The organism is Allobosea sp. FG18 (assembly GCF_057809495.1).
In genome coordinates, this window is record NZ_JBMDKB010000024.1 from 65,423 (window position 1) to 90,350 (window position 24,928).

Annotated in this window: 24 protein-coding genes and 1 tRNA gene; 18 read left to right on the forward strand and 7 right to left on the reverse strand. The window is 66.7% G+C overall.

The features are described 5' to 3' along the window. Window positions 1-12: 12 nt before the first annotated feature. Window positions 13-1,116, forward strand: coding sequence for a COX15/CtaA family protein (locus tag ACODTJ_RS23765; RefSeq protein WP_488850267.1), 1,104 nt, complete (start codon window positions 13-15; stop codon window positions 1,114-1,116). 231 nt (window positions 1,117-1,347) lie between these two features. On the opposite strand, the gene ACODTJ_RS23770 is transcribed toward ACODTJ_RS23765, so the two are convergent. The 3 genes from ACODTJ_RS23770 to ACODTJ_RS23780 all read right to left on the reverse strand — a co-directional run bounded on the left by ACODTJ_RS23770 (window position 1,348) and on the right by ACODTJ_RS23780 (window position 4,164). Further along, the gene (locus ACODTJ_RS23770; RefSeq protein ID WP_454657409.1) at window positions 1,348-2,625 is read right to left on the reverse strand and encodes an O-acetylhomoserine aminocarboxypropyltransferase; all 1,278 of its coding nucleotides are present in this window, start codon (window positions 2,623-2,625) and stop codon (window positions 1,348-1,350) included. An 89-nt stretch (window positions 2,626-2,714) separates the two neighbouring features. Continuing rightward, window positions 2,715-3,245: a CoA-binding protein gene (locus tag ACODTJ_RS23775; protein WP_454657408.1), complete on the reverse strand. Its 531-nt coding sequence runs from the start codon at window positions 3,243-3,245 to the stop codon at window positions 2,715-2,717. Between the two features lie 106 nt (window positions 3,246-3,351). Further along, entirely contained in the window at window positions 3,352-4,164 is an 813-nt protein-coding gene (locus tag ACODTJ_RS23780; RefSeq protein WP_454657407.1) for an enoyl-CoA hydratase, read from the reverse strand. Window positions 4,165-4,254: 90 nt separating this feature from the next. On the opposite strand from ACODTJ_RS23780, the gene ACODTJ_RS23785 reads away from it, so the two are divergent. From ACODTJ_RS23785 to ACODTJ_RS23820, 8 genes are all read left to right on the forward strand, one after another. Next, window positions 4,255-4,683: a PaaI family thioesterase gene (locus ACODTJ_RS23785; protein ID WP_488850270.1), complete on the forward strand. Its 429-nt coding sequence runs from the start codon at window positions 4,255-4,257 to the stop codon at window positions 4,681-4,683. A gap of 210 nt (window positions 4,684-4,893) precedes the next feature. Continuing rightward, window positions 4,894-5,358: a 50S ribosomal protein L13 gene (gene rplM, locus ACODTJ_RS23790; protein ID WP_291651615.1), complete on the forward strand. Its 465-nt coding sequence runs from the start codon at window positions 4,894-4,896 to the stop codon at window positions 5,356-5,358. A 2-nt stretch (window positions 5,359-5,360) separates the two neighbouring features. Beyond that, window positions 5,361-5,840, forward strand: a complete 480-nt coding sequence (rpsI, locus tag ACODTJ_RS23795) for a 30S ribosomal protein S9 (protein WP_293812769.1) — start codon at window positions 5,361-5,363, stop codon at window positions 5,838-5,840. Between the two features lie 97 nt (window positions 5,841-5,937). Next, window positions 5,938-6,690: an SDR family oxidoreductase gene (locus ACODTJ_RS23800; RefSeq protein ID WP_454657405.1), complete on the forward strand. Its 753-nt coding sequence runs from the start codon at window positions 5,938-5,940 to the stop codon at window positions 6,688-6,690. A gap of 209 nt (window positions 6,691-6,899) precedes the next feature. Further along, window positions 6,900-7,178: a hypothetical protein gene (locus ACODTJ_RS23805; RefSeq protein ID WP_454657404.1), complete on the forward strand. Its 279-nt coding sequence runs from the start codon at window positions 6,900-6,902 to the stop codon at window positions 7,176-7,178. A gap of 11 nt (window positions 7,179-7,189) precedes the next feature. Further along, window positions 7,190-8,146, forward strand: coding sequence for an agmatinase (gene speB / locus ACODTJ_RS23810; RefSeq protein WP_454657403.1), 957 nt, complete (start codon window positions 7,190-7,192; stop codon window positions 8,144-8,146). Between the two features lie 317 nt (window positions 8,147-8,463). Next, window positions 8,464-9,399, forward strand: a complete 936-nt coding sequence (argC, locus tag ACODTJ_RS23815) for an N-acetyl-gamma-glutamyl-phosphate reductase (RefSeq protein WP_454657402.1) — start codon at window positions 8,464-8,466, stop codon at window positions 9,397-9,399. Between the two features lie 107 nt (window positions 9,400-9,506). Next, a complete protein-coding gene (locus ACODTJ_RS23820) occupies window positions 9,507-10,604 on the forward strand; it encodes a helix-turn-helix transcriptional regulator (protein ID WP_454657401.1) in 1,098 nt (365 codons plus the stop codon). Between the two features lie 352 nt (window positions 10,605-10,956). Here the strand turns inward: ACODTJ_RS23820 and ACODTJ_RS23825 are convergent, their stop codons facing one another. Then, window positions 10,957-11,805 (reverse strand): fumarylacetoacetate hydrolase family protein, encoded by an 849-nt coding sequence (locus ACODTJ_RS23825; protein WP_454657400.1) that lies wholly within the window; start codon window positions 11,803-11,805, stop codon window positions 10,957-10,959. Between the two features lie 430 nt (window positions 11,806-12,235). On the opposite strand from ACODTJ_RS23825, the gene ACODTJ_RS23830 reads away from it, so the two are divergent. Continuing rightward, entirely contained in the window at window positions 12,236-13,579 is a 1,344-nt protein-coding gene (locus ACODTJ_RS23830; protein WP_454657399.1) for an OmpP1/FadL family transporter, read from the forward strand. 362 nt (window positions 13,580-13,941) lie between these two features. Here ACODTJ_RS23830 and phaC read toward each other — a convergent pair whose 3' ends face one another. Further along, a complete protein-coding gene (gene phaC, locus ACODTJ_RS23835; protein WP_454657398.1) occupies window positions 13,942-15,759 on the reverse strand; it encodes a class I poly(R)-hydroxyalkanoic acid synthase in 1,818 nt (605 codons plus the stop codon). A gap of 115 nt (window positions 15,760-15,874) precedes the next feature. Between phaC and ACODTJ_RS23840 the strand changes: the two genes are divergently transcribed. The 3 genes from ACODTJ_RS23840 to ACODTJ_RS23850 all read left to right on the forward strand — a co-directional run bounded on the left by ACODTJ_RS23840 (window position 15,875) and on the right by ACODTJ_RS23850 (window position 18,178). Further along, window positions 15,875-16,237 (forward strand): hypothetical protein, encoded by a 363-nt coding sequence (locus tag ACODTJ_RS23840; RefSeq protein WP_454657397.1) that lies wholly within the window; start codon window positions 15,875-15,877, stop codon window positions 16,235-16,237. A 183-nt stretch (window positions 16,238-16,420) separates the two neighbouring features. Next, window positions 16,421-17,641, forward strand: coding sequence for an LL-diaminopimelate aminotransferase (locus ACODTJ_RS23845; RefSeq protein ID WP_454657396.1), 1,221 nt, complete (start codon window positions 16,421-16,423; stop codon window positions 17,639-17,641). A gap of 105 nt (window positions 17,642-17,746) precedes the next feature. Beyond that, window positions 17,747-18,178, forward strand: a complete 432-nt coding sequence (locus tag ACODTJ_RS23850) for a hypothetical protein (protein ID WP_454657395.1) — start codon at window positions 17,747-17,749, stop codon at window positions 18,176-18,178. Between the two features lie 28 nt (window positions 18,179-18,206). Here ACODTJ_RS23850 and ACODTJ_RS23855 read toward each other — a convergent pair whose 3' ends face one another. Next, entirely contained in the window at window positions 18,207-18,743 is a 537-nt protein-coding gene (locus tag ACODTJ_RS23855; RefSeq protein WP_454657394.1) for a peroxiredoxin-like family protein, read from the reverse strand. A gap of 66 nt (window positions 18,744-18,809) precedes the next feature. On the opposite strand from ACODTJ_RS23855, the gene ACODTJ_RS23860 reads away from it, so the two are divergent. From ACODTJ_RS23860 to glpX, 3 genes are read left to right on the forward strand one after another with little or no spacing between them, the layout of a single operon-like run. Then, entirely contained in the window at window positions 18,810-19,616 is an 807-nt protein-coding gene (locus ACODTJ_RS23860; protein ID WP_454657393.1) for a helix-turn-helix transcriptional regulator, read from the forward strand. Then, window positions 19,613-20,965, forward strand: coding sequence for a homoserine dehydrogenase (locus ACODTJ_RS23865; protein WP_454657392.1), 1,353 nt, complete (start codon window positions 19,613-19,615; stop codon window positions 20,963-20,965). The genes ACODTJ_RS23860 and ACODTJ_RS23865 overlap by 4 nt, the downstream gene beginning before the upstream one ends. Window positions 20,966-21,006: 41 nt before the next feature. Next, window positions 21,007-22,005, forward strand: coding sequence for a class II fructose-bisphosphatase (glpX, locus tag ACODTJ_RS23870; RefSeq protein ID WP_454657391.1), 999 nt, complete (start codon window positions 21,007-21,009; stop codon window positions 22,003-22,005). 66 nt (window positions 22,006-22,071) lie between these two features. On the opposite strand, the gene ACODTJ_RS23875 is transcribed toward glpX, so the two are convergent. Continuing rightward, window positions 22,072-22,305 (reverse strand): hypothetical protein, encoded by a 234-nt coding sequence (locus ACODTJ_RS23875; protein ID WP_454657390.1) that lies wholly within the window; start codon window positions 22,303-22,305, stop codon window positions 22,072-22,074. Window positions 22,306-22,469: 164 nt separating this feature from the next. Between ACODTJ_RS23875 and recJ the strand changes: the two genes are divergently transcribed. Continuing rightward, window positions 22,470-24,296, forward strand: a complete 1,827-nt coding sequence (gene recJ / locus ACODTJ_RS23880; protein ID WP_488850278.1) for a single-stranded-DNA-specific exonuclease RecJ — start codon at window positions 22,470-22,472, stop codon at window positions 24,294-24,296. Between the two features lie 102 nt (window positions 24,297-24,398). After that, window positions 24,399-24,473: transfer RNA gene (locus ACODTJ_RS23885), tRNA-Glu, on the forward strand. Window positions 24,474-24,928 lie beyond the last annotated feature (455 nt).

The window sequence follows — 24,928 nt, forward strand, 5'->3', positions numbered from 1 at the left end:
GCTTGTGAAGCGATGCGCGCCGAAAGATCCCCGCCTGCGACCGAAAGCCCGCCCGTGACCCTCGCCCTCGACCAGACACGCGCCGACGCCAAGGCCGATCATGCCGGCATCCGCCGCTGGCTCTGGATCGTGGCCGGGCTCGTCTTCCTGATGGTCGTGGTCGGAGGCGCGACCCGTCTTACCGGGTCCGGCCTCTCGATCACCGAATGGAAGCCGATCACCGGAGCGATGCCGCCGCTCTCCGCCGAAGCCTGGGCCGAGGAGTTCGGCAAGTATCGCGCGAGCCCGCAATACCAGCTCCTCAACGAGGGCATGAGCCTCGGCGCGTTCCAGTTCATCTACTGGTGGGAATGGGGCCATCGCCAGCTCGGCCGTTTCATCGGGCTGATCTATCTCGCCGGCTTCCTCATCGTCGCCTTGCGCCGCCTGCTGCCCGTTCGGCAGAGCGCAACGCTCTTCGGCATGGGCCTGCTGCTCGGCCTGCAGGGCGCGATCGGCTGGATCATGGTCGCGTCAGGCTTGCAGCCCGGCATGATCGCGGTCGCGCCGGTGAAGTTGACGCTGCATCTGACCTTCGCCGGCCTGTTCTTCGCCTCGGTCGTGGCCTTCGCGACGGCGCTGACGCCGCTGCGCCGGGGCGAGCCGGCGCGAGGCAGGGCGAGCGCATGGCTGCTGCTGCTCCTGCTTTTCGTGCAGGTCGCGCTCGGCGGGCTGGTCGCCGGCTCGAAGGCCGGCTTCACCTTCAACACCTGGCCACTGATGGACGGCGTGCTGGTGCCCCCTAGCTCGCAGCTCTTCGCCCAGACACCGTTCTGGGAGAACTTCGTCGACAATGTCGCGCTGGTTCAGTTCAACCACCGCATCGGCGCCTATGTCCTTCTCGCCGTCGCCTTGTGGAACGTACTGCGTCTGCGCCGCGCCGCGCCGGGCTCGGGCAGCGCCAAGCGCGCGACCGCGATCGCCGGGCTGGTTCTGGCGCAATCGGCGCTCGGCATCGTGACGCTGCTGCTGGTCGTGCCGCTCTGGGCCGGGCTTAGCCATCAGGCGCTCGGCTTCGCCGTGCTGGCGATGGGCGTGGTGCATGTCACCCGCACCGAGCAGGCGGCAAGGGGATAAGCAGCCCGCTTGTCATTCCGGGGCTTCGCGCAGCGAAGAGCCCGGAACCCACGACTGGGTCGTGGCGTGTCCGCTACTGTTTGCAGGGCTCACCCGGTCGTGGGTTCCGGGTTCACGCCTGCGGCGTGCCCCGGAATGACAATCGGAGTTCTCCCAAACAAAAGAGGCGCCGTTTCCGGCGCCTCCATGGTCATGAGATTCTCGGGGCAAGCCCGAGAATGAGGCATGAGCTTATGCCAGCGCCTGATCCAGATCCGCGATCAGATCCTCGACATCTTCGAGCCCGATCGAGAGGCGCACGACCTGCGGTCCGGCGCCCGAGGCGATCTTCTGCTCGTCGGTGAGCTGGCGATGGGTGGTCGAGGCTGGGTGGATCACCAGCGAGCGCGTGTCACCGATATTGGCGAGATGCGAGAACAGCTTGAGGTTCGAGACCAGCTTGACGCCGGCGTCGTAGCCGCCCTTGAGCCCGAAGGTAAAGACCGCGCCGGCGCCCTTCGGCGTGTAGCGCTTGGCCAGGGCTTCGTACTTGTCGCCGGGCAGGCCGGGATAGCTGACCCACTCGACCGCCGGATGCTTCTGGAGATGCACGGCGACCTTCTGCGTGCTCTCGCAATGACGCTGCATGCGCAGCGGCAGGGTCTCGATGCCGGTCAGCAGCATGAAGGCGTTGAAGGGCGAGAGCGCGGGGCCGAGATCGCGCAGGCCGAGCACGCGGGTCGCGATGGCGAAGGCGAAATTGCCGAAGGTCTCGCCCAGCACCATGCCGTTATATTCCGGCCGCGGCTTGGAGAGCATCGGGTAGCGGTCGTCGCCGACCCAGTTGAACGAGCCGCCATCGACGATCAGGCCGCCGATCGAGTTGCCGTGGCCGCCGAGGAACTTCGTCGCCGAATGCACGATGATGTCGGCGCCATGCTCGAACGGGCGCAGCAGATAGGGCGAGGCCATCGTGTTGTCGACGATGAGCGGGATGTTGTGCTTCTTGGCGATCGCGCTGATCGCGGCGATGTCGACGATGACCCCGCCGGGATTGGCGATCGACTCGATGAAGATCGCCTTGGTCTTTGGCGTCACGGCGGCGGCGAAGCCCTCGACATCGTCCGGATCGGCCCAGATCACATTCCAGCCGAAGCTCTTGTAGGAATGGTTGAACTGGTTGATCGAGCCGCCATAGAGCTTGCGCGCCGCGACGAATTCGTCGCCCGGCTGCAGCAGCGCATGGAAGCAGAGGAACTCGGCCGCGTGGCCGGACGCGACGGCGAGCGCCGCCGTGCCGCCCTCCAGTGCTGCGACGCGCTCTTCCAGCACCGCGTTCGTCGGGTTGCCGATGCGGGTATAGATATTGCCGAAGGCCTGCAGCCCGAACAGCGAGGCGGCATGGTCGACATCGTCGAAGACGAAGGACGTCGTCTGGTAGATCGGCGTGGCGCGTGCGCCCGTCGCGGCGTCGGGTGCTGCCCCGGCGTGGATGGCGAGTGTGTGGAAACCCGGTGCACGGTCGGTCATGGCTGCTCCCTGACAATCTGACGTCGAAAACGGATCGTTCGATTTAACGAACGGTTGTCGAAGCGTCAATTCGGGGGCGGCAGGCTGCGTCAGGTTCCCGGCCGGTTGATCGTCAGCTTCTGGAAGCCCTTGCCGGCGAGCACCGGCTTCTTGGCCGAGAGGATGCGCGAATTGATGCCCTGCCAGCCGATCTCGCCGGAAAGCCGGCCGTATTCGATCTTCGGGCAGCGGTTCATGATGACGGTGACGCCTTTCGCTTCGGCCCGTCCTGCGGCTTCGTCGTTGCGCACCGAAAGCTGCATCCAGATCACCTTGGGCAGGGGATCGAGCGCCAGCGCTTCGTCGGTGATCGGCCCCGCCGCTTCCGAATTGCGGAAGATTTCGACCATGTCGACCGGGCCGGGGATATCCTTGAGCGTGGCATAGACCGTCTTGCCGAGGATCGTCTGGCCGGCGAGGCCGGGATTGACCGGAATGACGTCATAACCCCGGTCGATCAGGTATTTCGTTACGATCCAGCTCGGCCGCGCCTCGTTGGCGGAAGCGCCGACCAGCGCGATCCGCTTCACGGATTTCAGGATGTCGCGGATCAGGCTGTCGGGATAGGCGTCGTGGGTCATGAAGCTGAGCCTCAGCGGCGGGGAAGGCGCAGGGCCGATATAGGACGCAGCGACCGCGCCGTCATCCCGGGTCTCCCCGTGGTTGCCGGGGGGGGGGAGGGGGGTCCTACCCCTCCCACACCGGCGCGCGCTTTTCCACGAAGGCACCGATGCCTTCCTCGGCGTCCCGTGCCAGCATGTTCTCGACCATCACGGCCGAGGCGTGGTCATAAGCCGCCTTGAGCCCCATCTCGCGCTGCTCGTAGAAGGCGCGCTTGCCGATCTTGACCGTTGCGGGAGACTTCGAAGCGATGATCGCCGCGAGCCGCTGCGCTTCCGCCAGAGCGTCGCCGGCCGGCACGACACGATTGACCAGTCCCATGCGAGCCGCCTCATCCGCCGGCACCATCTCGCCCAGCAGCAGCATCTCCAGCGCATGTTTGGCCGAGAGATTGCGCGAAAGCGCGACCATCGGCGTCGAGCAGAACAGGCCGATATGGACGCCGGGCGTGCAGAAGCGGGCGCCTTCGCCCGCGACCGCGAGATCGCAGCTCGCCACGAGCTGGCAGCCGGCGGCGGTGGCTGTGCCCTCGACAGCCGCGATCACCGGCTGGGGCAGGGCCGTGATCTGCTGCATCATGGCGGAGCAGCGCCCGAGGATATCCGTGAAATAGGCCCGGCCCCGGTCGGGATCGGCGCGATGGGCGGTCATCTCCTTGAGGTCGTGCCCGGCGCTGAACACCGGCCCGGCCGCCGTGAGGATCACGGCCTTGACCGCGCGATCGGCCGCGATCGCGGTGAAGGTCTCGCTCAACGCCGCCAGCATCGCCTCGCTCAGCGGGTTGCGTGCCTGCGGGCGGTTCAGCGTCAGCGTCGTGATGCCCTTGGCGTCCTCGCGCAGCAGGACGGGCGCGGCCTCCGGCTTGTGATGGGCGTTCATCGTGCTTCCCTTCCGCATTTCCGCCTATTGTCGGAGCCGGCCGGCCATGCTGCAAGGGGATAAGCCCCGTTCCAGCCTGTGGTTTTCCGCATGACGACCCGCATGAGCGCCTCCGAGATCGATGCCTATCTCGACGAGGTCTTTCCCCAGCTCCACCATGGCGGGCGCACCTATTTCATCGAGGATGTCGGGCCGATGACGGCCCGGATGCGCTGCGACTACCATGAGAAGCATCTGCGCCCCGGCGGCACGATCTCGGGGCCGACCATGATGGCGCTGGCCGATCTCGCGCTCTATGCGGCGATCCTGGCCCAGATCGGCCCGGTCGGCCTCGCGGTGACGACGAGCCTCAATTTCAACTTCCTACGCAAGCCCGGCCAGGCGGCGCTGATCGGCGAGGCGAAGCTGCTCAAACTCGGCAAGCGGCTCGCGGTCGGCGAGGTCTGCCTCTATTCGCAAGGGGAACCGGAGATGGTCTGTCACGCGACGGGGACCTATTCGATTCCCGTCGCGCGGTGAGCGGTGCGGCAGGGCGCGGGTCGCGGCGGTGGAATAATATGCGGTATCCTGATACCGTTTTTCTCAGCTTGTTGAAAAATAGGCGTTTTCTGCTTTTTGGCGTCAATTGTAACGCTTGACAGTCGGCCTGCTTGCCCCTATCTCGACGCCACACCGCCGCTGGGCTCTCCGGCGGCTTGTCCTTTTTTACGCAACCGAAGGGGTACCGCGATGAAGACCACCGTCTCGCTCAAGCCCGCCGATGTCGAAAAGAAGTGGGTTGTGATCGACGCCTCCGGGCTCGTCGTCGGCCGTCTCGCCTCCGTTGTGGCGATGCGTCTGCGCGGCAAGCACAAGGCCGCCTACACCCCGCATGTCGACTGCGGCGACAATGTCATCGTGATCAACGCCGAGAAGGTTTCCTTCACCGGCCGCAAGCGCGAGCAGAAGAACTACTACCACCACACGGGTTTCCCGGGTGGCATCAAGGAGCGTTCGGCCAAGTTCATCCTGGAAGGCCGCTTCCCTGAGCGCGTCGTCGAGAAGGCCGTCGAGCGCATGCTGCCGCGCGGCCCGCTCTTCCGCCAGATCCTCGGCAACCTGCGCGTCTACAAGGGCGCGGAGCATCCGCACGCTGCCCAGTCGCCGGAGGCGCTCGACGTCGCCGCGCTCAACAGCAAGAACAAGAGGGTCTGACCGTGGCTGAAGTTCTGCAGTCTCTCTCCCAGCTCGGCGACGTCGCCAAGCCCGCTCAGCCGGAAGCTCCGGTCCACGTCAAGAAGGTCGATGCGCAGGGCCGCGCCTATGCCACCGGCAAGCGCAAGAACGCCATCGCCCGGGTCTGGATCAAGCCGGGCTCCGGCAAGGTCACCGTCAACGGCCGCGACCAGGAGATCTACTTCGCTCGCCCGGTGCTGCGTCTCGTGCTGGCGCAGCCGCTCCAGCTCGTCGATCGCATGACCCAGTACGACGTCATCGTCTCGGTCAAGGGCGGCGGTCTCTCCGGCCAGGCCGGCGCGGTGCGCCACGGCATCTCCAAGGCGCTGACCTTCTACGAGCCGGAGCTTCGCGGCCCGCTCAAGAAGGAAGGCTTCCTGACCCGCGACTCGCGTGTCGTCGAGCGTAAGAAGTTCGGTAAGGCCAAGGCCCGCCGCAGCTTCCAGTTCTCGAAGCGCTGATCGTTTCCGGGATTACCGGTATGCGGAAGGGCGGCTCGCAAGAGCCGCCCTTTTCGTATTGGCTGGCATTCTCGCGCCCGATCAGCAGGAGCCTGCCATGACCCGCCCCGTTCTTCTCGTCACCGGCGGCAGCCGCGGCATCGGCGCTGCGACCTGCATCATGGCGGCCGGGCGCGGCTACGATGTCGCGGTGAACTACCGGAGCAATGCCGGTGCGGCCGCCAAGATCGTCGCGGCCTGCGAGGCGGCGGGTGCGAAGGCCGTGGCGTTTCAAGGCGACATGGCGAGCGCGACGGATATCGTCCGCGTCTTCGCCGAGGCGAGGGCGGCGCTGGGGCCGCTGACCCATGTCGTCAACAATGCCGGCATCACCGGCAAGTCAGGGCCGCTCGTCGACGCCGATACGGCGGTCATCCGTGAATGCATCGACGTCAACGTCACCGGCGCGATCCTCGTCGCTCGCGAGGCGGCCCGGGCGCTCATCGCCAACGAAGCTGCGGAGGGCAGGGCGATCGTCAACATCTCCTCCGTCGCGGCGGAACTGGGCTCGCCCGGCGAGTACGTCTGGTACGCGGCCTCGAAGGGCGCAGTCGATTCCCTCACCATCGGTCTTGCCAAGGAGCTGGCGGCGCACGGCATCCGCGTGAACGCGGTGGCGCCGGGCATCACCGAGACCGAGATCCACGCGCTCTCGACCGGCGAGGCCGGCCGCGTCGCCCGGATCGCGCCGCTGATTCCGCTGAAGCGCGCCGCGACTGCCGACGAGATCGCCGAGGCGGTGCTGTTCCTGCTGTCTGGCGCGTCGAGCTACACGACTGGAATCATCCTGAAGGTCGGTGGCGGGAGGTAGCGTTCAACCTTCCTGCTCCAATCGTCTTGCTCCAACCGCGCCGTCATCCCGGACAAGCCGCGATAGCGGCGCCGATCCGGGATCCATGCCGGAGCGCTCGAGATAGAGGTTCCGGCATGGATCCCGGGTCTCACTTCGGTCGCCCGGGATGACGGCGCGGGTGAGAAACGACATATAGTGCTTGCAAGCGACACTCTGCCCGGAACCCCATGCGCGTCCTTCTCGTCCTGATCGCCTTCGTCATGATCGCCGTGCCGGCCTTGCTGATGCTGGCGCGCGAGGAACTCCCGCGCGGGCAACGCATCGGCCGGGCGCTGGTCGTCTTCCTCGCTCCGGCCATCGCGCTCGGCCTGATCCATGGCGTGCCGGCGCTTGATGGGCGCGCGCTCAACAACCCCAACGCCTGGACGATGCTGCGCCTCGTCCTGACGGCGCTCGCGCTGATCCTGCCGTGGTGCATCTATGTCTGGTTCAACGCGCGCCGCTGACTGAGACGATCATGACCGAAGCCTCCGACAAGCCACCGATCGACCACGCCTTCACCGGCGACAGGCGCGGCGGCGCCGCAGACCCGACTTATGCCGGCGCGCTCTCCTTCATGCGTCGCCGCTACGGCAAGGATATCGCGGGGTCTGATCTCGTCATCTGGGGCGTGCCCTTCGATCTCTCCGTCACCAACCGACCGGGCACCCGCTTTGGCCCGCAGGCGATCCGCCGCGCCAGCGCGATCTTCGACGGCGACCCGCAATATCCCTCGGGCATCGACCCCTTCGCCCGACTCGCGGCCGTGGATTATGGCGATTGTGCCTTGCCGCGCGGCGATCTCGGAGCTTGCGCCCGCGCCATCGAAACGGAAGCCGCCGGCATCCTCGCTTCGGGCGCCCATCTCGTCACGCTCGGTGGTGACCATTTCATCACCCTGCCGCTGCTGCGCGCTCATGTCGCCCGCCACGGCAAGCTGGCGCTGATCCAGTTCGACGCCCATCAGGACACCTGGGACGACGGTCCGGGCGGCATCGGCCATGGCAGCTTCGTGCTGGAGGCGGTGCGCGAGGGGTTGATCGATGTCGAGCGTTCGGTCCAGATCGGCATCCGCACCGTTGCGCCGCGCGATTGCGGCATCGCCGTCATCGATGCCTATGAGGCGCAGGAACTCGGCGTCGCCGGCACGGCGCGGCGCATCCGCGAGCGGGTCGGGGAGGGCGCGGCCTATCTCACCTTCGATATCGACGCGCTCGATCCCGCCTTCGCGCCCGGCACCGGCACGCCGGTCTCGGGCGGTTTCACCGCGGACCAGGCATTGCGCATCCTCTGGGCGATCCGCGATCTCGATATCCGTGGCATGGACGTGGTCGAGGTCTCGCCGCCCTATGACCATGCCGACATCACGGCGGTCGCCGCCTCGAGCATCGCCCAGCATCACATCCAGGCATTGGCACTGAAGAAGGCCGGTTGAATCGGTTCGCGAGGAAAAGCAGGGAAGCGCTTCCCGCGATTCAGCTTTCGGGCCTGCGGCGCGTGTCGACTTTGCGAGGAGCGAAGAGAGGCAATGATCAGGTGGGGCGCAAGGCGTGATTGACACCTCGTCCAAGCACGAACATATACGGGATCATGATGACGAGCTTCATCCGACGTCGCCCCTGCCTGGCCGCCACGGCGCGCCCGCGATGACGCTCGGCTGCTGACCGAACGCCCGCGACCGCGCCAGAAGCGCGGTTTTTTTATGCCTGAAGCCCATCCATTGCTGTGTCTGCCCAGCCACCGGGGGTCCCGATGAGCCAGAACCTGAAAACCATCTTCATCGACGGCGAAGCCGGCACGACCGGTCTCGGTATCCGCGAGCGTCTGGCGGTGGTGCCGGAGGTCGCGGTCAAGAGCATCGATCCCGACAAGCGCAAGGACCCCGCCGCCCGCAAGGACATGATGGCGAGCGTCGATCTCGTCGTGCTCTGCCTGCCGGACGACGCCGCGAAGGAATCGGTCGCGCTCGCCGATCAGCTCGGCGCCGGCGCGCCCAAGATCGTCGATGCCGCGACCGCCCATCGCGTTGCCCCGGGCTGGGTCTATGGCTTTGCCGAGCTCGAGCCCGGCCATGCCGCGAAGATCGCCAAGGCCGACCGTGTCGCCAATCCCGGTTGCTATCCCACCGGCGCCATCGCGCTGCTGCGTCCGCTCGTCGATGCCGGGCTGATGGCGCAGGACCATGCGGTCACCATCAATGCCGTCTCCGGCTATTCGGGCGGCGGCAAGTCGATGATCGAGGATTTCGAGACCGGCGTCGCCCCCGCCTTCGAGCTTTACGGCCTCGGCCTGCGTCATAAGCACCTGCCCGAGTTGCAGGCTTATGCCCGCCTGACCCGGCGGCCGATCTTCGTGCCCTCCGTCGGCAATTTCCGGCAGGGCATGCTGGTTTCCGTGCCGCTGCATCTCGACATGCTGCCAGGGCGGCCGGGCGTGGCCGATCTCCACCATGCGCTGGCCGAGCGCTATGCCGGCTCGACCTATGTCCGCGTCGTCACGCAGGACGGCTTGGGTGGCAAGATCGAGCCGGAAGCGCTGAACGACACCAACAAACTGGAGCTCATGGTGTTCGGGCAGGACGATCTCGGCCAGGCGGTGCTGGTCGCGCGGCTCGACAATCTCGGCAAGGGCGCATCCGGCGCCGCGGTGCAGAACATCCGCCTGATGCTTGGATTGCCGGAGGGCTGAGCCGCTTTCCGCCTGCCAGCGCGCTGCGACATCAACCACGACCTGTCTTTTGACGAGACATCTTCGCGTCATGCGGGATAGGTTGGTTGTATCGCGAGAGGTGCGACGTGACGGGCAGCGAGTTCGAGAATGCATTGATCGACGGCATCTACGAGGCCGCGATCGTGCCTGAGCGTTGGCCTGCCGTGCTGCGTGACACGGCCCGGATCGCCAGTTGTCGCGAGGCATTGCTGGGGACCGTGCTCGACGACGAGGCGCGCCTTCTCGGCTCTTCGCCGGAGTTCACCGAGGGTTATGAAGAGGTGCTGCGCCGCATCCCGTTCGCCGTCAACGAACGGGCACAGCGCCTGCTCGCGCATGGCCGGCTCGGTTTCATCACCGATGACGATGTCTTCAGTCCCGACGAGATCGCGCATGAGCCGGTCTATCAGGATATCCTGATCCCGGCCGGGTACGGGTCCGGGGTCGCCACGGTGATTGCCGCGCCGACCGGCGACACCACGATCGTCCATTGCGAGCGCTCGTTCTCGGAGGGCACCGTCGATGAGCGGGCCATTGCAGCTCTTGACCGCCTGAGGCCGCATTTCGCCCGGGCCGGACTGCTCGGTCGCCGTCTGGCGATGGAGCGCGCGCGCGCGGCGTCGCAGGCGCTCGAACTGATGGGATTGCCGGCTGCGGTTCTCGGCCTGCGCGGCCATGTGCTCGAGGCCAACGCCCTGTTCCAGGACCTGATCCCTGATGTGTTCCACGATCGCACGGCCCGTCTCGCTCTTGCCTACACCCCGGCAGACGACATGCTGGCGACAGCGATCGCGGGCTTCTCGCGGACGGACCTGCCCCAGCCGGTCCGGTCCGTCCCGATCCCGTCCTGGCGCGGCGCCGACCCGATGGTCGTGCATGTTGCGCCGGTGCGCGGCCGGGCGCGCGACATCTTCTCTTTTGCCGGCGCTATCATCGTCGCGACGCCGGTCGTCGCGGGAGCGGGGCCGGATGCCGGCCTGATCGCCGGCTTGTTCGATCTCACCCCGGCCGAGGCGCGGCTGGCCGCGGTCATCGCCGGCGGCCATCCGCCGCGGGAGGCCGCGTTGCGTCTCGGCGTGACAGAGGCGACGGCGCGCACGACCCTGAAGCGTATCCTCGCCAAGACCGGCACGCGCCGGCAGGCCGATCTGGTCGGCCTGCTGAAGAGCGCCGGGCCGCGCTGAAGCCGCTAGGGGCGGAGCGGGCAGCCCGTTCGCAATCATGGCGAAGTCGGCGATTCGGCCGGCGGCTCGACGGCTGCTGCTCCGGCGGCCGGAAATATGACGTCAGGGAAGCCCCCATTTGGGGGATGGCAGATTCTTTCGATGAGGCCATGGTGGTGGTCCTCAAAAAGGCCGCAAGGCCACAGGCGAGTATCGGCTTGCACTGCCGAAGCCAGGTCAAGCAGCTTCGGCAGTGCCTTTTCGTTCTGCCCTGCATGGCCCTCATGCGTCCGTTTCGCGGCCGGCCGAGGTGCTGAACCACCCGGCATCATATCGTCAAAATGAAAAGGGGCGCCGGAGCGCCCCTTTCGGATCAGCCCTTGTAGGGCACGAAATTCTGCTTCTGCTCGCCGAGGCCCTCGATCCCGAGGGTGACGACCTCGCCGCCCTTCAGGAAGCGCGGCGGCTTGAAGCCGAGGCCGACGCCCGGAGGCGTGCCGGTGGTGATGACGTCGCCCGGATCGAGGCGCATGAACTGGCTGATATAGTGGACCAGATAGGCGGCGCCGAAGATCATCGTCTTGGTCGAGCCGTTCTGCACGCGCTCGCCGTCGACCTCGAGCCACATGCCGAGATTCTGGATGTCCTTGATCTCGTCGGTGGTGACGAGCCACGGGCCGAGCGGCCCGAAGGTCGGGCAACCCTTGCCCTTGGCCCACTGGCCGCCGCGCTCCTGCTGGAAGGCACGCTCGGAGACGTCGTTGCAGACGCAGAAGCCGGCGATCGCCGCCATGGCGTCCTTCTCCTCGATATAGGAGCCGCCGTCGCCGATCACGATGGCGAGCTCGACTTCCCAGTCGGTCTTCTGCGAGCCCTTCGGGATGATCACGTCGTCATTGGGACCCACGATGCAGTTCGGAGCCTTGTTGAACAGGATTGGTTCCTTCGGGATCTCGGCGCCGGTCTCGGCCGCGTGATCGGCGAAGTTCAGGCCGACCGCGATGAAGTTGCGCACGTCCGCGACGCAGGCGCCGATACGCGGAGAGCCCGAGACGAGTGGCAGGGATTCCGGCGCAACTGCCTTGATCTTGGCGAGCGAGGCCGAGGTCAGCGCCTTGCCGGCGAGGTCGGGAATGATGCCGGACAGGTCGCGCAACCCGCCCTTGGCATCGAGAAGGGCCGGCTTCTCCTGGCCGGGTGCGCCGTAGCGGAGCAGTTTCAAGGTGTTTCCCCCGTTTTCAAACGATCTAAATGGGTGAGGGGATTCTGATCGGATGCCGACCGGAAACACAAGCCCGTCATCGCGCATGGGACATCCGCATGGAGCAGGCGGCCGGATTGTTGCGCGAATGCAACGGGGCTTCCCAAAGCGACGGTTGACCCAGGGTGAGCCTAGGGGATTGAGGCGAGCCGGAAATGGGCAAAAACCGGCAATAGTTCTTATATAAACTATATCTTTCTGAACAATCGGGCTGACGCATCGTCGGAAATCGTCAGTTTTGGTCTGTTTTCGGCAGAGTTGGTCCCAAATGAGGAGGCGGTACGGCGATTCCACGGCGCCGGAGGTAGGATTGCGGCGGGAAACGGCTCGGGTCATGCTCCGAATCAAGTGAGGTGTCCGACCTCGAAAAATCTAGATCGGGATGGATTCGATGAAGGGCCTTGTTCGTACCGCCGCAGCCGCCTCGGTCTCGCTTGCCGCTCTCCTCGCGGCTGGAGCGGCCTCGGCCAGTTCATTCGCCATCCGCAGCGGCCAGGGCGCCGAAGGCCTCGGCATGGCCTTTGCCGGCGCGGCTTCGGGCGGCATCGGTATGAGCGCGATGGCCTGGAACCCGGCGACCATCACCATGTTTCCCGGCCGCCACAGCAACTGGAACTACACCTATCTCAACGCCAATGGCGACTATCAGCCGACGTCGCCCTCGCGGGTCGGCGGCCCGGACGCGCCGGCGCCGCTGAACCCGATCCAGTTCGGCACCGGCAATATTGGCGGCGATGGCGCCGTCATCCCGGCTTCGGCCAGCGCCTGGCAACTGACTGACCGGCTCTGGGTCGGCATGACCACCGGCGCGCCCTATGGCCTGCGTTCCAAGCCGGACAACCAGGTTCACGCCGCCCAGATTTACGGGCGTTCGGCCAAGCTCGTGACCGTCAACGTCTCGCCGACGGTCGGCTACAAGGTCAACGATTGGCTCTCGGTCGGCGCCGCTCTGCAGATCCAGTATCTGAGCGCCAAGCTGAAGCAGGCCGGTGGCCTCGCGCCCACGGCCTCCCCGGTCATTCTCGAGGGCGACACGATCGATTTCGGCTATCGCCTCGGCGCGACGTTCACCCCGTTCGCGGGAACCAATATCGGCGTGGCCTATCGTTCTTCGATCCGCCAGACGCTCCAAGGGTCGCTGGCCACGCCCACGCCCGTCCTCGCCCGCTTCCCGGTCAAGGCCAACCTGAACCTGCCCGACTCGGTCGTCGTCGGCGTTTCGCAGGTGATCAACGATCAATGGCAGGCGCATCTCGGCGTCGAGTGGACGAACTGGAGCCGCTTCCGCAACATCCCGATCGTCAACGAGCTCAACGGCCGCCCGCAGACCAGCCTGAATTTCCAGTATGACGACGCCTGGTTCTTCAGCGGCGGCGTCGAGTACAAGTACAGCAAGGACCTGACGCTGCGCGCCGGCATCGGCTACGAGATGTCCGCGGTCAACGACCGCAACCGCACCATCTACATCTCGGATAACGACCGTCTCTGGCTCAGTGCCGGCGCGAGCTATCAGGTCACCGACCGGATCAAGCTGGATGTCGGCTACACCTATATCGACGTGAAGAAGGCGTCGGTGAACTACAATCCGGCTCACCCGCAGTGGAACCGCGGCGCGCCGGTCTATTACACCGCCGAGGCCAAGCCCTACATCCACATCGCCTCGGTCGGCATCACCTACAATTGGGACGATCCGAAGCAGACGGTCCCGGTTCGCCCGGTCGTCCGCAAGAACTGAGCGGCACCGCCCTCACGACAAAAGCCGGCCTTCGGGCCGGCTTTTTTGTCGGTGCGACTATGGTCGGTCCGCGGCGTTTTCTGCTGGGCGGGGAACGAGGCGGGGCCTATTCGGGATGCCGGGCGTTCCACGCCTCGGCATAGTCCAGCACATGCGATAGATGGCATCGCGATTTGTGAAGCCTGCCGGGTTCGACCGGGACGGCAGGGCCGTTTGAACCGGCCGTCGTCACCGGCCTTGCATTGAGCGTCTGTGTCTGGCGGGGCGAATAGCGGGACATACTCACGGGGAGGGCTCGTCGAGCCGCCCCGGCGCGAAGGCGTCGATGGTCGCCACAAGGGCGAGCACGACCGGACGAAAGCCTAGGCCTTCACCTTCACATAAGTGCCGGGCGCGTCGGCGAGCGCCTTGAGCTTGCCGCCTCCCGGCTCGCGGGCGGCGACCTTCTTCGGCGCCTGGGCCTCCAGCCAGCCGAACCAGTGCGGCCACCACGAGCCCGGATGCTCGTCCGCCTTGGCCAGCCAGTCGGCATAGCGGCCCTTGGCCGGTCCGCCTGTCCAGTACTGGTACTTCACCTTGGCCGGCGGATTGACGACACCGGCGATATGGCCGGAGCCGGCGACGACATGCTCGACCGGCCCGCCGAAGCACTGCGAGCCGTTGAAGACCGACTGGGCCGGCGCGATATGGTCCTCCCGCGTCGCGAGATTGTAGATCGGCATCGTCACCTGCTTGAGGTCGAGCGTCTTGCCGCCGATCCGCATCTCGCCCTTGGAGAGCTTGTTGTCGAGATAGCAGTTGCGCAGATAGAAGGAGTGGTTCGCCGCCGGCATCCGGGTCGAATCCGCATTCCAGTAGAGCAGGTCGAAGGGCGTCGGCGCCTTGCCCTTCAGGTAGTTGTTGACCGCGTAGGACCAGATCAGGTCGTTCGGCCTGAGCATGTTGAAGGCGCCCGCCATCCGCGCACCGTCGAGATAGCCGGTGCGGGCCATCTGCTCCTCGATCGCGCGGATCTGTTCCTCGTCGACGAAGACCGAGAGCTCGCCGGCCTGCGCGAAATCGACCTGCGTCGTGAAGAAGGTTGCGCTCTCGATGCGTTTGTCGCGCACCGCCGCCATATAGGCCAGCGTCACGCCGAGCAGCGTGCCGCCGACGCAGTAGCCGATCGCCGAGACCTTCTTTTCCCCGGTCGCCTCCTCGATCGTGTCGAGCGCGGCGAAGATGCCTTCGCGCATATAGCTCTCGAAATCCTTGGCGGCGTGGCGCGCATCCGGATTGACCCAGGAAATGCAGAAGACGGTCAGCCCCTGCGCCACGCACCAGCGGATGAAGCTCTTCTCCGGGTTGAGGTCGAGGATGTAGAACTTGTTGATCCAGGGCGGCACGATCAGCAGCGGCCGCTTCAGCACCTGCGGCGTCGCGGGCGCGTACTGGATCAGCTCGATGATCTCGTTGCGGAAGATGACCTTGCCCGGTGTCGTCGCGATATTGACGCCGACCTCGAAGGCGCCGCCGTCGGACTGGCGGATCTTGAGCTCGCCGCCGCCGGCCTCGACATCCTCGGCATACATCTTCATGCCGCGCACGAGGTTCTCGCCGTTCTGCTGCATGGTCTCGCGCAGCAGCTCGGGATTGGTGGCGACGAAATTGGTGGGCGAGAGGGCGCCGGCGATCTGCTTGATGTAGAAGCGGGCCTTCTCGCGCGTATGCGGGTCGAGGTCGTCGGCCTTGTCGACCATCGTCTCGGCCCAGCGCGAGCCGATCAGATAAGCCTGTTTGATGAAGTCGAAGGTGGGGTGGTTCGTCCAGTCCGGGTCCTTGAAGCGGGCATCGCGCTTGTCCGGCTCGGCGACGGGCGCGACCTCCTCGCCGCTGGCGCGCTTCAGCGCCGTGCTCCACAGGTTCATGAAGTCGCCGGTAAGGGAAGCCTGCGCCTCGATGATCTTAGAGGGATCGTTGACCCAGCGCTCGGCGACACGGCCCAGCGTCTTGACCATGTCGCTGGCCTCGTCGGCCTGGCCGGTCTTGGCCTCGCCGCGCTCGATCGGCTTCAGGTAGGCGGCGGTGACCTTGCCGTATTCCTCGACGAGCCGGCCCATATTCTGCGCGAACTGGTCGAAGTCGGGAGCGGCCTCGGCCGGACCGGTGGTGTCCTTCGCCCTGTCGCTCTTTCCGCTCATATGTCGCCCTTTCCCCCTGTCGTCGTAGGATAGCGCATCGCGCTCCATTTTGGTCCTATTAAGGACGCAGCCGCTGTGCTTTACCAAGTGAAATCGACAACCTCTGGATGCCCCGATGCCGACTGAAATCTCCGCGAAAAAGCCGCTCCTGATTCCGGTGGCGCTGGTCGTGGTCGGCGTGGCGCTCGCCGGCTGCGGCAGCGACGAGGGATTCAAGGGCGTCGCCGAGGCTGCAGGCCTGGCGACCACCCCGCAGGAATCCAAGGCTTTCGTCCGGGAAGCCCGGCCGAACGACCTCGAATACGTCCCCGTCGGGTCGAGCGTGACGCGCGCGGCCCCGCGCAAGCCGGTCGAGGACTACAAGAAGATCGAGGCCGCTCTCGAAGCCAAGCAGAAGGCCAATGCGGCCGCCGGGGACACCGCCAAAGCGCTCGGCGCGACGCCGCCGCCGGAGCCGGCGAAGCTTCCCCGGAACTGAGAGCAAGGCCGCTTCAGGCACGCCAGCGCGGCTGCAAGCCGATAGGTCCACGCTACGAATCGCAAAATATTGCGTCATCGGCTCTGTCATGACGAAAGATGCGATGCTAAGCACCCTTAACGCAAGGATGTAATCCCGGCGCAATCATGACACCGCCCGTCGGCGGCCGAGGACCTGTTCGAGATGACCGATTTCCACCGTATCAAGCGCTTGCCGCCCTACGTTTTCGAACAGGTCAACAAGATCAAGGCCGCCGAGCGCGCCAAGGGCGTCGACATCATCGACCTCGGCATGGGCAATCCCGACCTGCCGGCGCCGAAGCACGTCATCGAAAAGCTGGTCGAGACCGCCGGCAAGCCGCGCACCGACCGCTATTCGGCCTCGAAGGGCATCGGCGGCCTGCGCCGCGCCCAGGCGAACTATTACGAGCGCCGTTTCGGCGTGAAGCTGAACCCCGACACGCAGGTTGTCGCGACGCTGGGCTCGAAGGAAGGCTTCGCCAATATGGCGCAGGCCATCACCGGACCGGGCGATGTCGTGCTGGTGCCGAATCCGAGCTACCCGATCCACGCCTTCGGCTTCCTGATGGCGGGTGGGGTGATTCGCTCCGTCCCGGCCGAGCCGACGCCGGCGATGTTCCCGGCGCTGGAGCGTGCGATGATGCATTCGGTGCCCAAGCCGATCGCGCTCGTCACCTGCTACCCGGCGAACCCGACGGCTTATGTCGCCTCGCTCGACTTTTACCGGGACCTCGTCGCCTTCGCGAGGAAGCATGAACTGATCCTGCTCTCCGACCTCGCCTATGCCGAGGTCTATTTCGACGAGAGCAACCCGCCGCCCTCGATGCTGCAGGTGCCGGGCGCGATCGATGTCGCCGTCGAGTTCACCTCGATGTCCAAGACCTTCTCGATGGCCGGCTGGCGGATGGGCTTCGCCGTCGGCAACGAGCGCTTGCTCGCGGCGCTGGCGCGGGTGAAGTCCTATCTCGACTACGGCGCCTATACGCCGATCCAGGTCGCGGCGGCCGCCGCGCTCAACGGGCCCGACGACTGCATCCGCGAGATGCGCGATATCTACCGCAAGCGCCGCGACGCGCTGGTCGAGAGCTTCGGCAAGGCCGGCTGGGAGTTCCCGGCGCCGGAAGCCTCGATGTTCGCGTGGGTGCCGATCCCCGAGAAGTTCCGCCATCTCGGATCGCTGGAATTCTCGAAGCTGCTGATCGAGAAGGCCGAGGTCGCGGTCGCACCGGGCATCGGCTTCGGCGAGCATGGCGACGACTATGTCCGCATCGCCATCGTCGAGAACGAGCAGCGCATCCGCCAGGCCGCGCGCAACATCGGCCGCTTCCTCAAGGGCGCCGACACGACGCTGCACAACGTCATCCAGATGCCGAAGGCGGGGTAGGGCGGGGCGGCTGCGGCATCGCATGCCTCTGGACCGCGCCTGCAAAACATGGGAACCGATGCGATGCGGACGGATGGCTCCGCATCGCGCCCGGGGCTCGCTTCCATGTCACGCAAAGGCCGTCTGCTCGGCGTCGCTTTCGCCGTCTTCGCGCTGATCTGCCTCGTCGCGACCTATGACTATTCGAGGGGCCGCATCCCGCAGACGCGCTCGGCCCTGGTCTCGGATGTGCTGGCCGTCACCAATGGCCGCGAATGCGCCCGGGACGCGACCGAGATCGTCACCCGCTACATTCCGATCGGGACCGGCCGGGCCGATGCCGAGCGCGCGCTCTCGGAGATAACGATCGATCCGCCCAAACCGTGGTTCTGGACTCCTGCCGTCGAGAACAGCACCGTTTCGCAAGGGGCGACGATCGAGGCGCTGCACACGATCAAGGCGACCGCCTTCGGCACCAACCTGCTGCGCATCTATCTCGGTTTCGAGGACGGCAAGGTGAAGCGCGTCGCCGCCGAAGTCGTCTGCCATTTCGGCTGAGGACGGCGACGCGCTCCCATACGGAACGTCAGACGGGGCCGGTATACTCGCCGCGCGCCGGATAGTCGTTCTTGATCGCGAAATCGAGCGCCTGCAGCAGTTCGGAGAAGGCCGGTCGCGCGAAGGGCATCGACTGGACGGACGAATAGTAGATCGTGCCGTCCGTGCGGACGAGGAAGACGCCGGGCTCCGAGAACAGGGCAGGCTCCTCGATACCGATGGAGGTCTTGCCGCGTGTGGCTGAGATGTAGAGCCCCCAGGCGCGCGCGCTGGCGAGATCGAGCCCGTAGCCGATGCGCAGGCCGGAGGCGTTGATCTTTTCCGCCATCTGCCGGGCACGATCAGCCTCGTCGCTGCTGATGGCGATCGTCTCGACCCCGCGCTGAGCGAAATCCGGGACGAGCCGCTCGAGCTCCCGCAGATAGGTTGCGCAGATCGGGCAATGCAGGCCGCGATAATAGCAGATCAGCGTGAAGCGCTCGGGCTTCTGGGCCGCGAGATCGAACGGACCATGTGCGACGGTATCGACGTGGAGTGCGGGGGCGGGTTGACGGGGATGGGGCATGGCGAACTCCTCTTGCCTAATGAAGCGGAGGTTGTCAGATTTAAAGTCATGGATGGTTCAGAAAACATGATCGAAGGTTCAGGGTCGCCGCGCGATCGGCTGTCCGTGTTCTTTCGCCTGTTCTCGCTCACTGTCGTTCCGCTCCGTCCGGCGGGGGGCGAGCGCGCGAACATGGTGATCGGTCTTGCTGCCGGCGGGGTGCCCGCCATCGCTCTCGGCACCCGTGCCCATGACGTCCTCACCGCAACACGCGCCGCGGCGCATATCGATTTCGAGAGCAGCGCCAATCCTCTGATGCGGGCCATACCCGATCCGCTGCTCGTCCCGCTGCTGCCGGGCACGGCATTGTCGACCGTGGCCGAAGGCTTCGTGACGGAGCTGGAGGCGGGGCGCTGCGGCGCGCCGCTCGCGGTCGACTATCTCGGCCGCCTCGCCCTGCTCATGGTCCTGCGGCATGCGATCGAGGCGGGGGCCGCCGATGCCGGCCTGCTGGCGGGGCTCGCGCACCCCAACATCTATCCCGCTCTCGTCGCGATTCACGAGCAGCCGCAGCGCAACTGGCAGGCTGGCGATCTTGCCGGACTTGTCGGTCTGTCCCGTACGCGCTTCATGACGCTCTTCGCGGAGATCGTCGGGGTGCCGCCGATCTCCTATCTCAACGGCTGGCGCCTCGCGTTGGGGCGCCGGGCACTTGCGCGCGGCGGGTTGATCAAGACGGTCGCGCGGCAGGTCGGTTACGGCAGCGCTGCCGCCTTCTCCCGCGCCTATGCGCGCCATTATGGCAGCGCTCCTGTGGCCGCGCGGGCATCTGGCGGGCGCGGCGGTGCTTCCTCGTTGACACGAAACCCGCCTCATGCGACGCCGCGCGCATGACCAGCGTGCCCCTTTCGCCTGCCTCCCAGCCCCTGCGCATCGGACTTGCCGGCCTCGGCACGGTCGGCGCCTCCACCTTGCGCATCCTGCGTCGACAGGAAAACGCGCTGGCGGCGCGCTGCGGCCGAACGATCCGCGTCACCGCCGTCTCGGCGCGCGACCGCAATCGCGATCGCGGCATCGATCTCGGCGGGCTCTCCTGGTTCGACGATCCGGTCGCGCTGGCGAAGTCGGACGAGATCGACTGCTTCGTCGAATTGATCGGTGGCTCGGACGGCCCGGCCAAGGCGGCCGTCGAGGCGGCCCTGTCGGCCGGCAAGCATGTCGTCACCGCCAACAAGGCGCTGCTCGCCGCGCACGGCGTCGCGCTCGCGGACCTCGCCGAAAGCAAGGGCGTGGCGCTCGCCTTCGAGTCCTCCTCGGCCGGTGGCATCCCGATCGTGAAGACCCTGCGCGAGGCGCTGGCCGGCAACAATGTCAGCCGCATCTCCGGCATCCTCAACGGCACCTGCAATTACATCCTCTCGCGCATGGAGCAGGAGGGCCTGACCTTCGAGGCCTGCCTGAAGGACGCCCAGCGCCTCGGTTACGCCGAAGCGGACCCGACCTTCGACGTCGAAGGCTTCGACACCGCCCATAAGCTCGCGATCCTGACGAGCCTCGCCTTCGGTACGAAGATCGACGCCGAAGCGATTCATGTCGAAGGCATTTCCGCGATCACGCCGCTCGACCTCAAGATGGCCGACGATCTCGGCTATCGCATCAAGCTGCTTGGCGTCGCCGAGCGCACCAAGACCGGCATCGAGCAGCGCGTGCACCCGACCATGGTGCCGAAATCCTCTCCGATCGCGCAGGTCATGGGCGTGCTCAATGCCGTCAGCGTCGATGCCGACGCCGTCCGCGAGATCACGCTGGTCGGCCCCGGCGCCGGCGGCGACCCGACGGCCTCGGCCGTCGTCGCCGATATCGCCGACGTCGCGCGCGGCACCGCCGGCCTGCCCTTCGGCCTGCCCGTCTCCCGCCTGGAAGAGGCGAAGCGCGCCCCGATGCAGCGCCATGAGGGCGGCTACTATGTCCGTCTCGCGGTCGCCGATCGCCCCGGCGCCGCTGCCGCCATCGCGACCCGGATGGCCGAAGCCGATATTTCGCTGGAGAGCATCGTCCAGCGCCGCTCGCCCGAGGCCGCGACGCGCGATCCCGGCGGCCGCTCGGGCGAGCCGGTTCCGGTCGTGCTCATCACCTATGCCACGAGCGAAACCACGATCCGCGCCGCGCTCGAAAAGGTCACCGCCGACGGCCATGTCGCGGAACCGCCGCAAGTCATCCGCATAGAGCGGGAACAGGCCTGACCGGCCATACCTGCCAAACTCATTGCAAGGGGACTCTTTTCATGTCCGTCGATCTCCGCATCTCCCCCGACCAGATCATCGAGCGCTATCTCTCGATGGAGCTCGTGCGCGTCACCGAGCGCGCCGCCGTCTCCGCCGCCCGCTGGCGCGGCCATGGCAACGAGAAGGCGGCCGACCAGGCCGCGGTCGACGCGATGCGCCGTGAACTGAACCGCCTGCCGATCGACGGCGAGATCGTCATCGGCGAGGGCGAGCGCGACGAGGCGCCGATGCTCTTCATCGGCGAGAAGGTCGGCAACAAGCAGGGCCCGAAGGTACATATTGCGGTCGATCCGCTCGAGGGCACCACGCTCTGCGCCAAGGACATGCCCGGCTCGATCGCCGTGATGGCGATGGCCGGCGCCGGCAGCCTGCTCTATGCCCCTGACGTCTACATGGACAAGATCGCGATCGGCCCGGGCTATCCGCAGGGCGTCATCGATCTCGATGCCTCGCCGGCCGACAACATCAATGCGCTGGCCAAGGCCAAGGGCGTGAAGCCGAGCGAGATCTCGACGCTGATCATGGACCGCCCGCGCCATGCCAAGCTGATCGAGGAAGTGCGCAAGACCGGCTGCTCGATCCGCCTGATCACCGACGGCGACGTCGCCGGCGTGATCTTCTGCACCCAGCCCGAGAAGACCGGCATCGACCTCTATCTCGGCATCGGCGGCGCGCCGGAAGGCGTGCTCGCTGCGGCGGCGCTGCGTTGCGTCGGTGGCCAGATGCAGGGGCGTCTCATCCTCGACACCGAGGAGAAGCGCGTGCGTGCCGCGGGCATGGGCGTCACGGACCCCAACAAGAAATACGACATGTCGGAAATGGCCTCGGGCGACGTCATCGTCTGCGCCACCGGCGTCACCGATGGCGGCATGCTCTCCGGTGTGCGCTTCGGCAAGGACGTGATCGAGACCGAGACGCTGGTCTACCGCTCGATCACCGGCACGGTCCGCCGCATCTATGGCGAGCATCGCGAGCTCTCGAAGTTCCAGCTCGACTGAGTACTTTGCTCACACGGTCATCCCGGGCGTAGCGAAGCGAAGGCCCGGGATCCATGCCGGAACGGTTCAGGCATGGATTCCGGATCGGTGCCGCTGACGCGGCTTGTCCGGGATGACGTGAGAGGAAATCAAATCACAGCCCCCGCCGCCGCTCGTCCGGCGATGCGGCCCGAGAAGGTGCAGCCGCCGAAGGAGGGTGCCTTCCTGCGCCCGGTAGCCATCCACGCCGCAGCCGAGGCCGGCGGCATAGAGCCCCGGCTCGCCTCCATCGTCCGGCCCACGCGACGACAGGTTCGTCATCAACGCGCCCGGTGATTTCCGCGTCAGGATGGTGAGCCTGACCGCGATCGATGGTCCATGCGCGGGATCGGGGGGGTGAGGCGCGCTTTGCCGGGCGCTTGCATGCAGTATGGCGGGGCTGCCGGGCCCGGCCAAGCTCGACGCCGGTTGACCTCGCGCCCGCTATGGGCGACGCCGTTGGCACGATGAGTCTGGTGCAGCAGTCCCGTGTTTTTCTCGGCGTGACCCGTTCGGCCCTCGGCCGTCCCTGGCGCGATCGCCTCGATACGGCGGGCCTCGGCCGGGCCGAGGCGCTCTCCCAGCGTGAAGGGCTCTCCGACATCCTCTCGCGCCTGCTCGCCTCGCGCGGCGTCGAGCCGGCCGAGGCCGCGCTCTTTCTCGAGCCGAAGCTGCGCGACCTGCTGCCGGACCCGGCCATCCTCACGGACATGGAACCCGCCGCTGCCCGGTTGGCACAGGCGGCGATGCGCGGCGAGCGCGTCGCGATCTTCGGGGATTACGACGTCGACGGCGCTTGTTCCTCGGCGCTGCTCGCGGGCTTCCTGACGCAGGGCGGGGCACGCCCGCGCATCCACATCCCCGACCGGCTGATCGAAGGCTACGGCCCCAACAGCGAGGCGATCCGCATGCTGGCGGGCGAGGGCGCGACCCTGCTCGTCACGGTCGATTGCGGCACGACCAGCGAGGAGCCTTTGGCGGAGGCGCGCCGTCTCGGTCTCGATGTCGTCGTGCTCGACCACCATCAGGCGCCGGAGCGGCTGCCCGCCATCGAGGCGCTGGTCAATCCGAACCGGCAGGACGACCTGTCCGGTCTCGGCCACCTCTGCGCCGCTGGCGTCGTCTTCCTGTCACTGGTCGCCACGAGCCGGACCCTACGCCGGCAGGGCCATTGGGCGGCGCGCGGTGGAGAACCCGACCTGCTGGCGATGCTGGATCTCGTCGCGCTCGCGACGGTTGCCGACGTCGTGCCCTTGCAGGGGCTCAACCGCGCCTTCGTCCGACAGGGATTGGCGATGATGCGCAGCCGGGCGCGGCCGGGCCTCGCCGCGCTGATGGACGTCTCCGGCCTCGACGGGCCGATACAGCCTTGGCATCTCGGCTTCCTGCTCGGCCCGCGCATCAATGCCGGCGGGCGCATCGGCGATGCCGCGCTGGGCGCGCGCCTGCTGCTGACCGATGACGAGGTCGAGGCGCGCACCATCGCGACCGAGCTCAACCGCCTCAATCAGGAGCGGCAGGAGATCGAGCGCCTCGCCGTGCTGGAAGCGGTCTCGCAGGCCGAGCACGAGCTCGCCGGCACGGCCGAGCTGCCGGTCCTGCTCGCCGGCAGCGCCGATTGGCACCCCGGCATCGTCGGCCTTGTCGCGGCCCGGCTGAAAGAGCGCTTCCGCCGTCCAGCCTTCGCACTGGCGCTGAACGGGGAGGGTGGCGCGACCGGCTCCGGCCGCTCGGTCGCTGGTGTCGACCTCGGACGAGCGGTGCGCGCGGCCGTCGAGGCAGGGCATGCGGTCAAGGGCGGCGGCCATGCCATGGCGGCGGGCGTGACGCTGGCGTCCGGCCAGGCTGGTGCCTTCCACGCTTTCCTCAACGCGCATCTTCAGCGCGAGGTCGAGGCGGCCGGCGATGCCGAGGCGCTGCTGATTGACGCAGCGCTCAGCGCGGGCGGTGCGACGCCTCGTCTTCTCGCCGAGATCGACAAGGCCGGCCCTTTTGGTTCCGGCAGTCCGGAGCCGGTCTTCGTCTTCCCGGCGCATCGCCTGACCGACGCGATCGAGATCGGTACTGGCGGCCATGTCCGCATCAAGCTGCGTTCCGGCGACGGCGCCAGTATCGGGGGCATCGCCTTCCGGGCGGCGCAGGAGCCGCTTGGCCAGGCCCTGTTCGCCGCGCGTGGCGAGATGGTGCACCTCGCGGCGACGCTCTCGCTCAATCGCTGGGGCGGCCGGGAGACGGCGGAACTGCGCATCCTCGATCTCGCGCGCCCGGTCTGACGCGCTGCCGGCTATTTTCTTGTGAACGGGTGCTTGCGGAGCGGGAAGCCTGCCACTATACCTCGCCCCGCTTCGGCACGAACCCCAGCGGTTCGCGGCAAAGCGGTCTTCGTCTATCGGTTAGGACACCAGCCTTTCACGCTGGGGAGACGGGTTCGACTCCCGTAGACCGCGCCAGCCCTTGATTTTCCTCGATAATTTGCCGTTTTTAGGACTACTGGAAACCGGCTTTAGGACCGGTTTTTAGGACCGCTTTCGCGAGGCACGAATCCAGCCTGGAGGCACGGTCGCCGGGAGCATGCGGCGCGACGATGTTGTTGACGTTGTCCTGGTCGAGGACATGGTCATCGGCATGATCGACGAGGGGTGAGCGCGGGCTGCGTTCGCTATTCGCACGACCAAGCACCGCCTCCGCGTTCCTGCCGCAAGGGGGTGCCCAAGTTCCCAGGTTCCCAGAGGGATTTCGCCCCCCTTTTCGCGACAATCTCCCGCAGGCTGCGATCTCGCGCCGGTATGCCAAAACTGCTTGGGAACTCGGGAACCTGGGAACCGCCACTGCTATCACCTTGAAAAACAAGGACATGGCGGTTCCCAAGGCTCCCGGCAGCGATTGGGAACCGTGATCAGTCTTC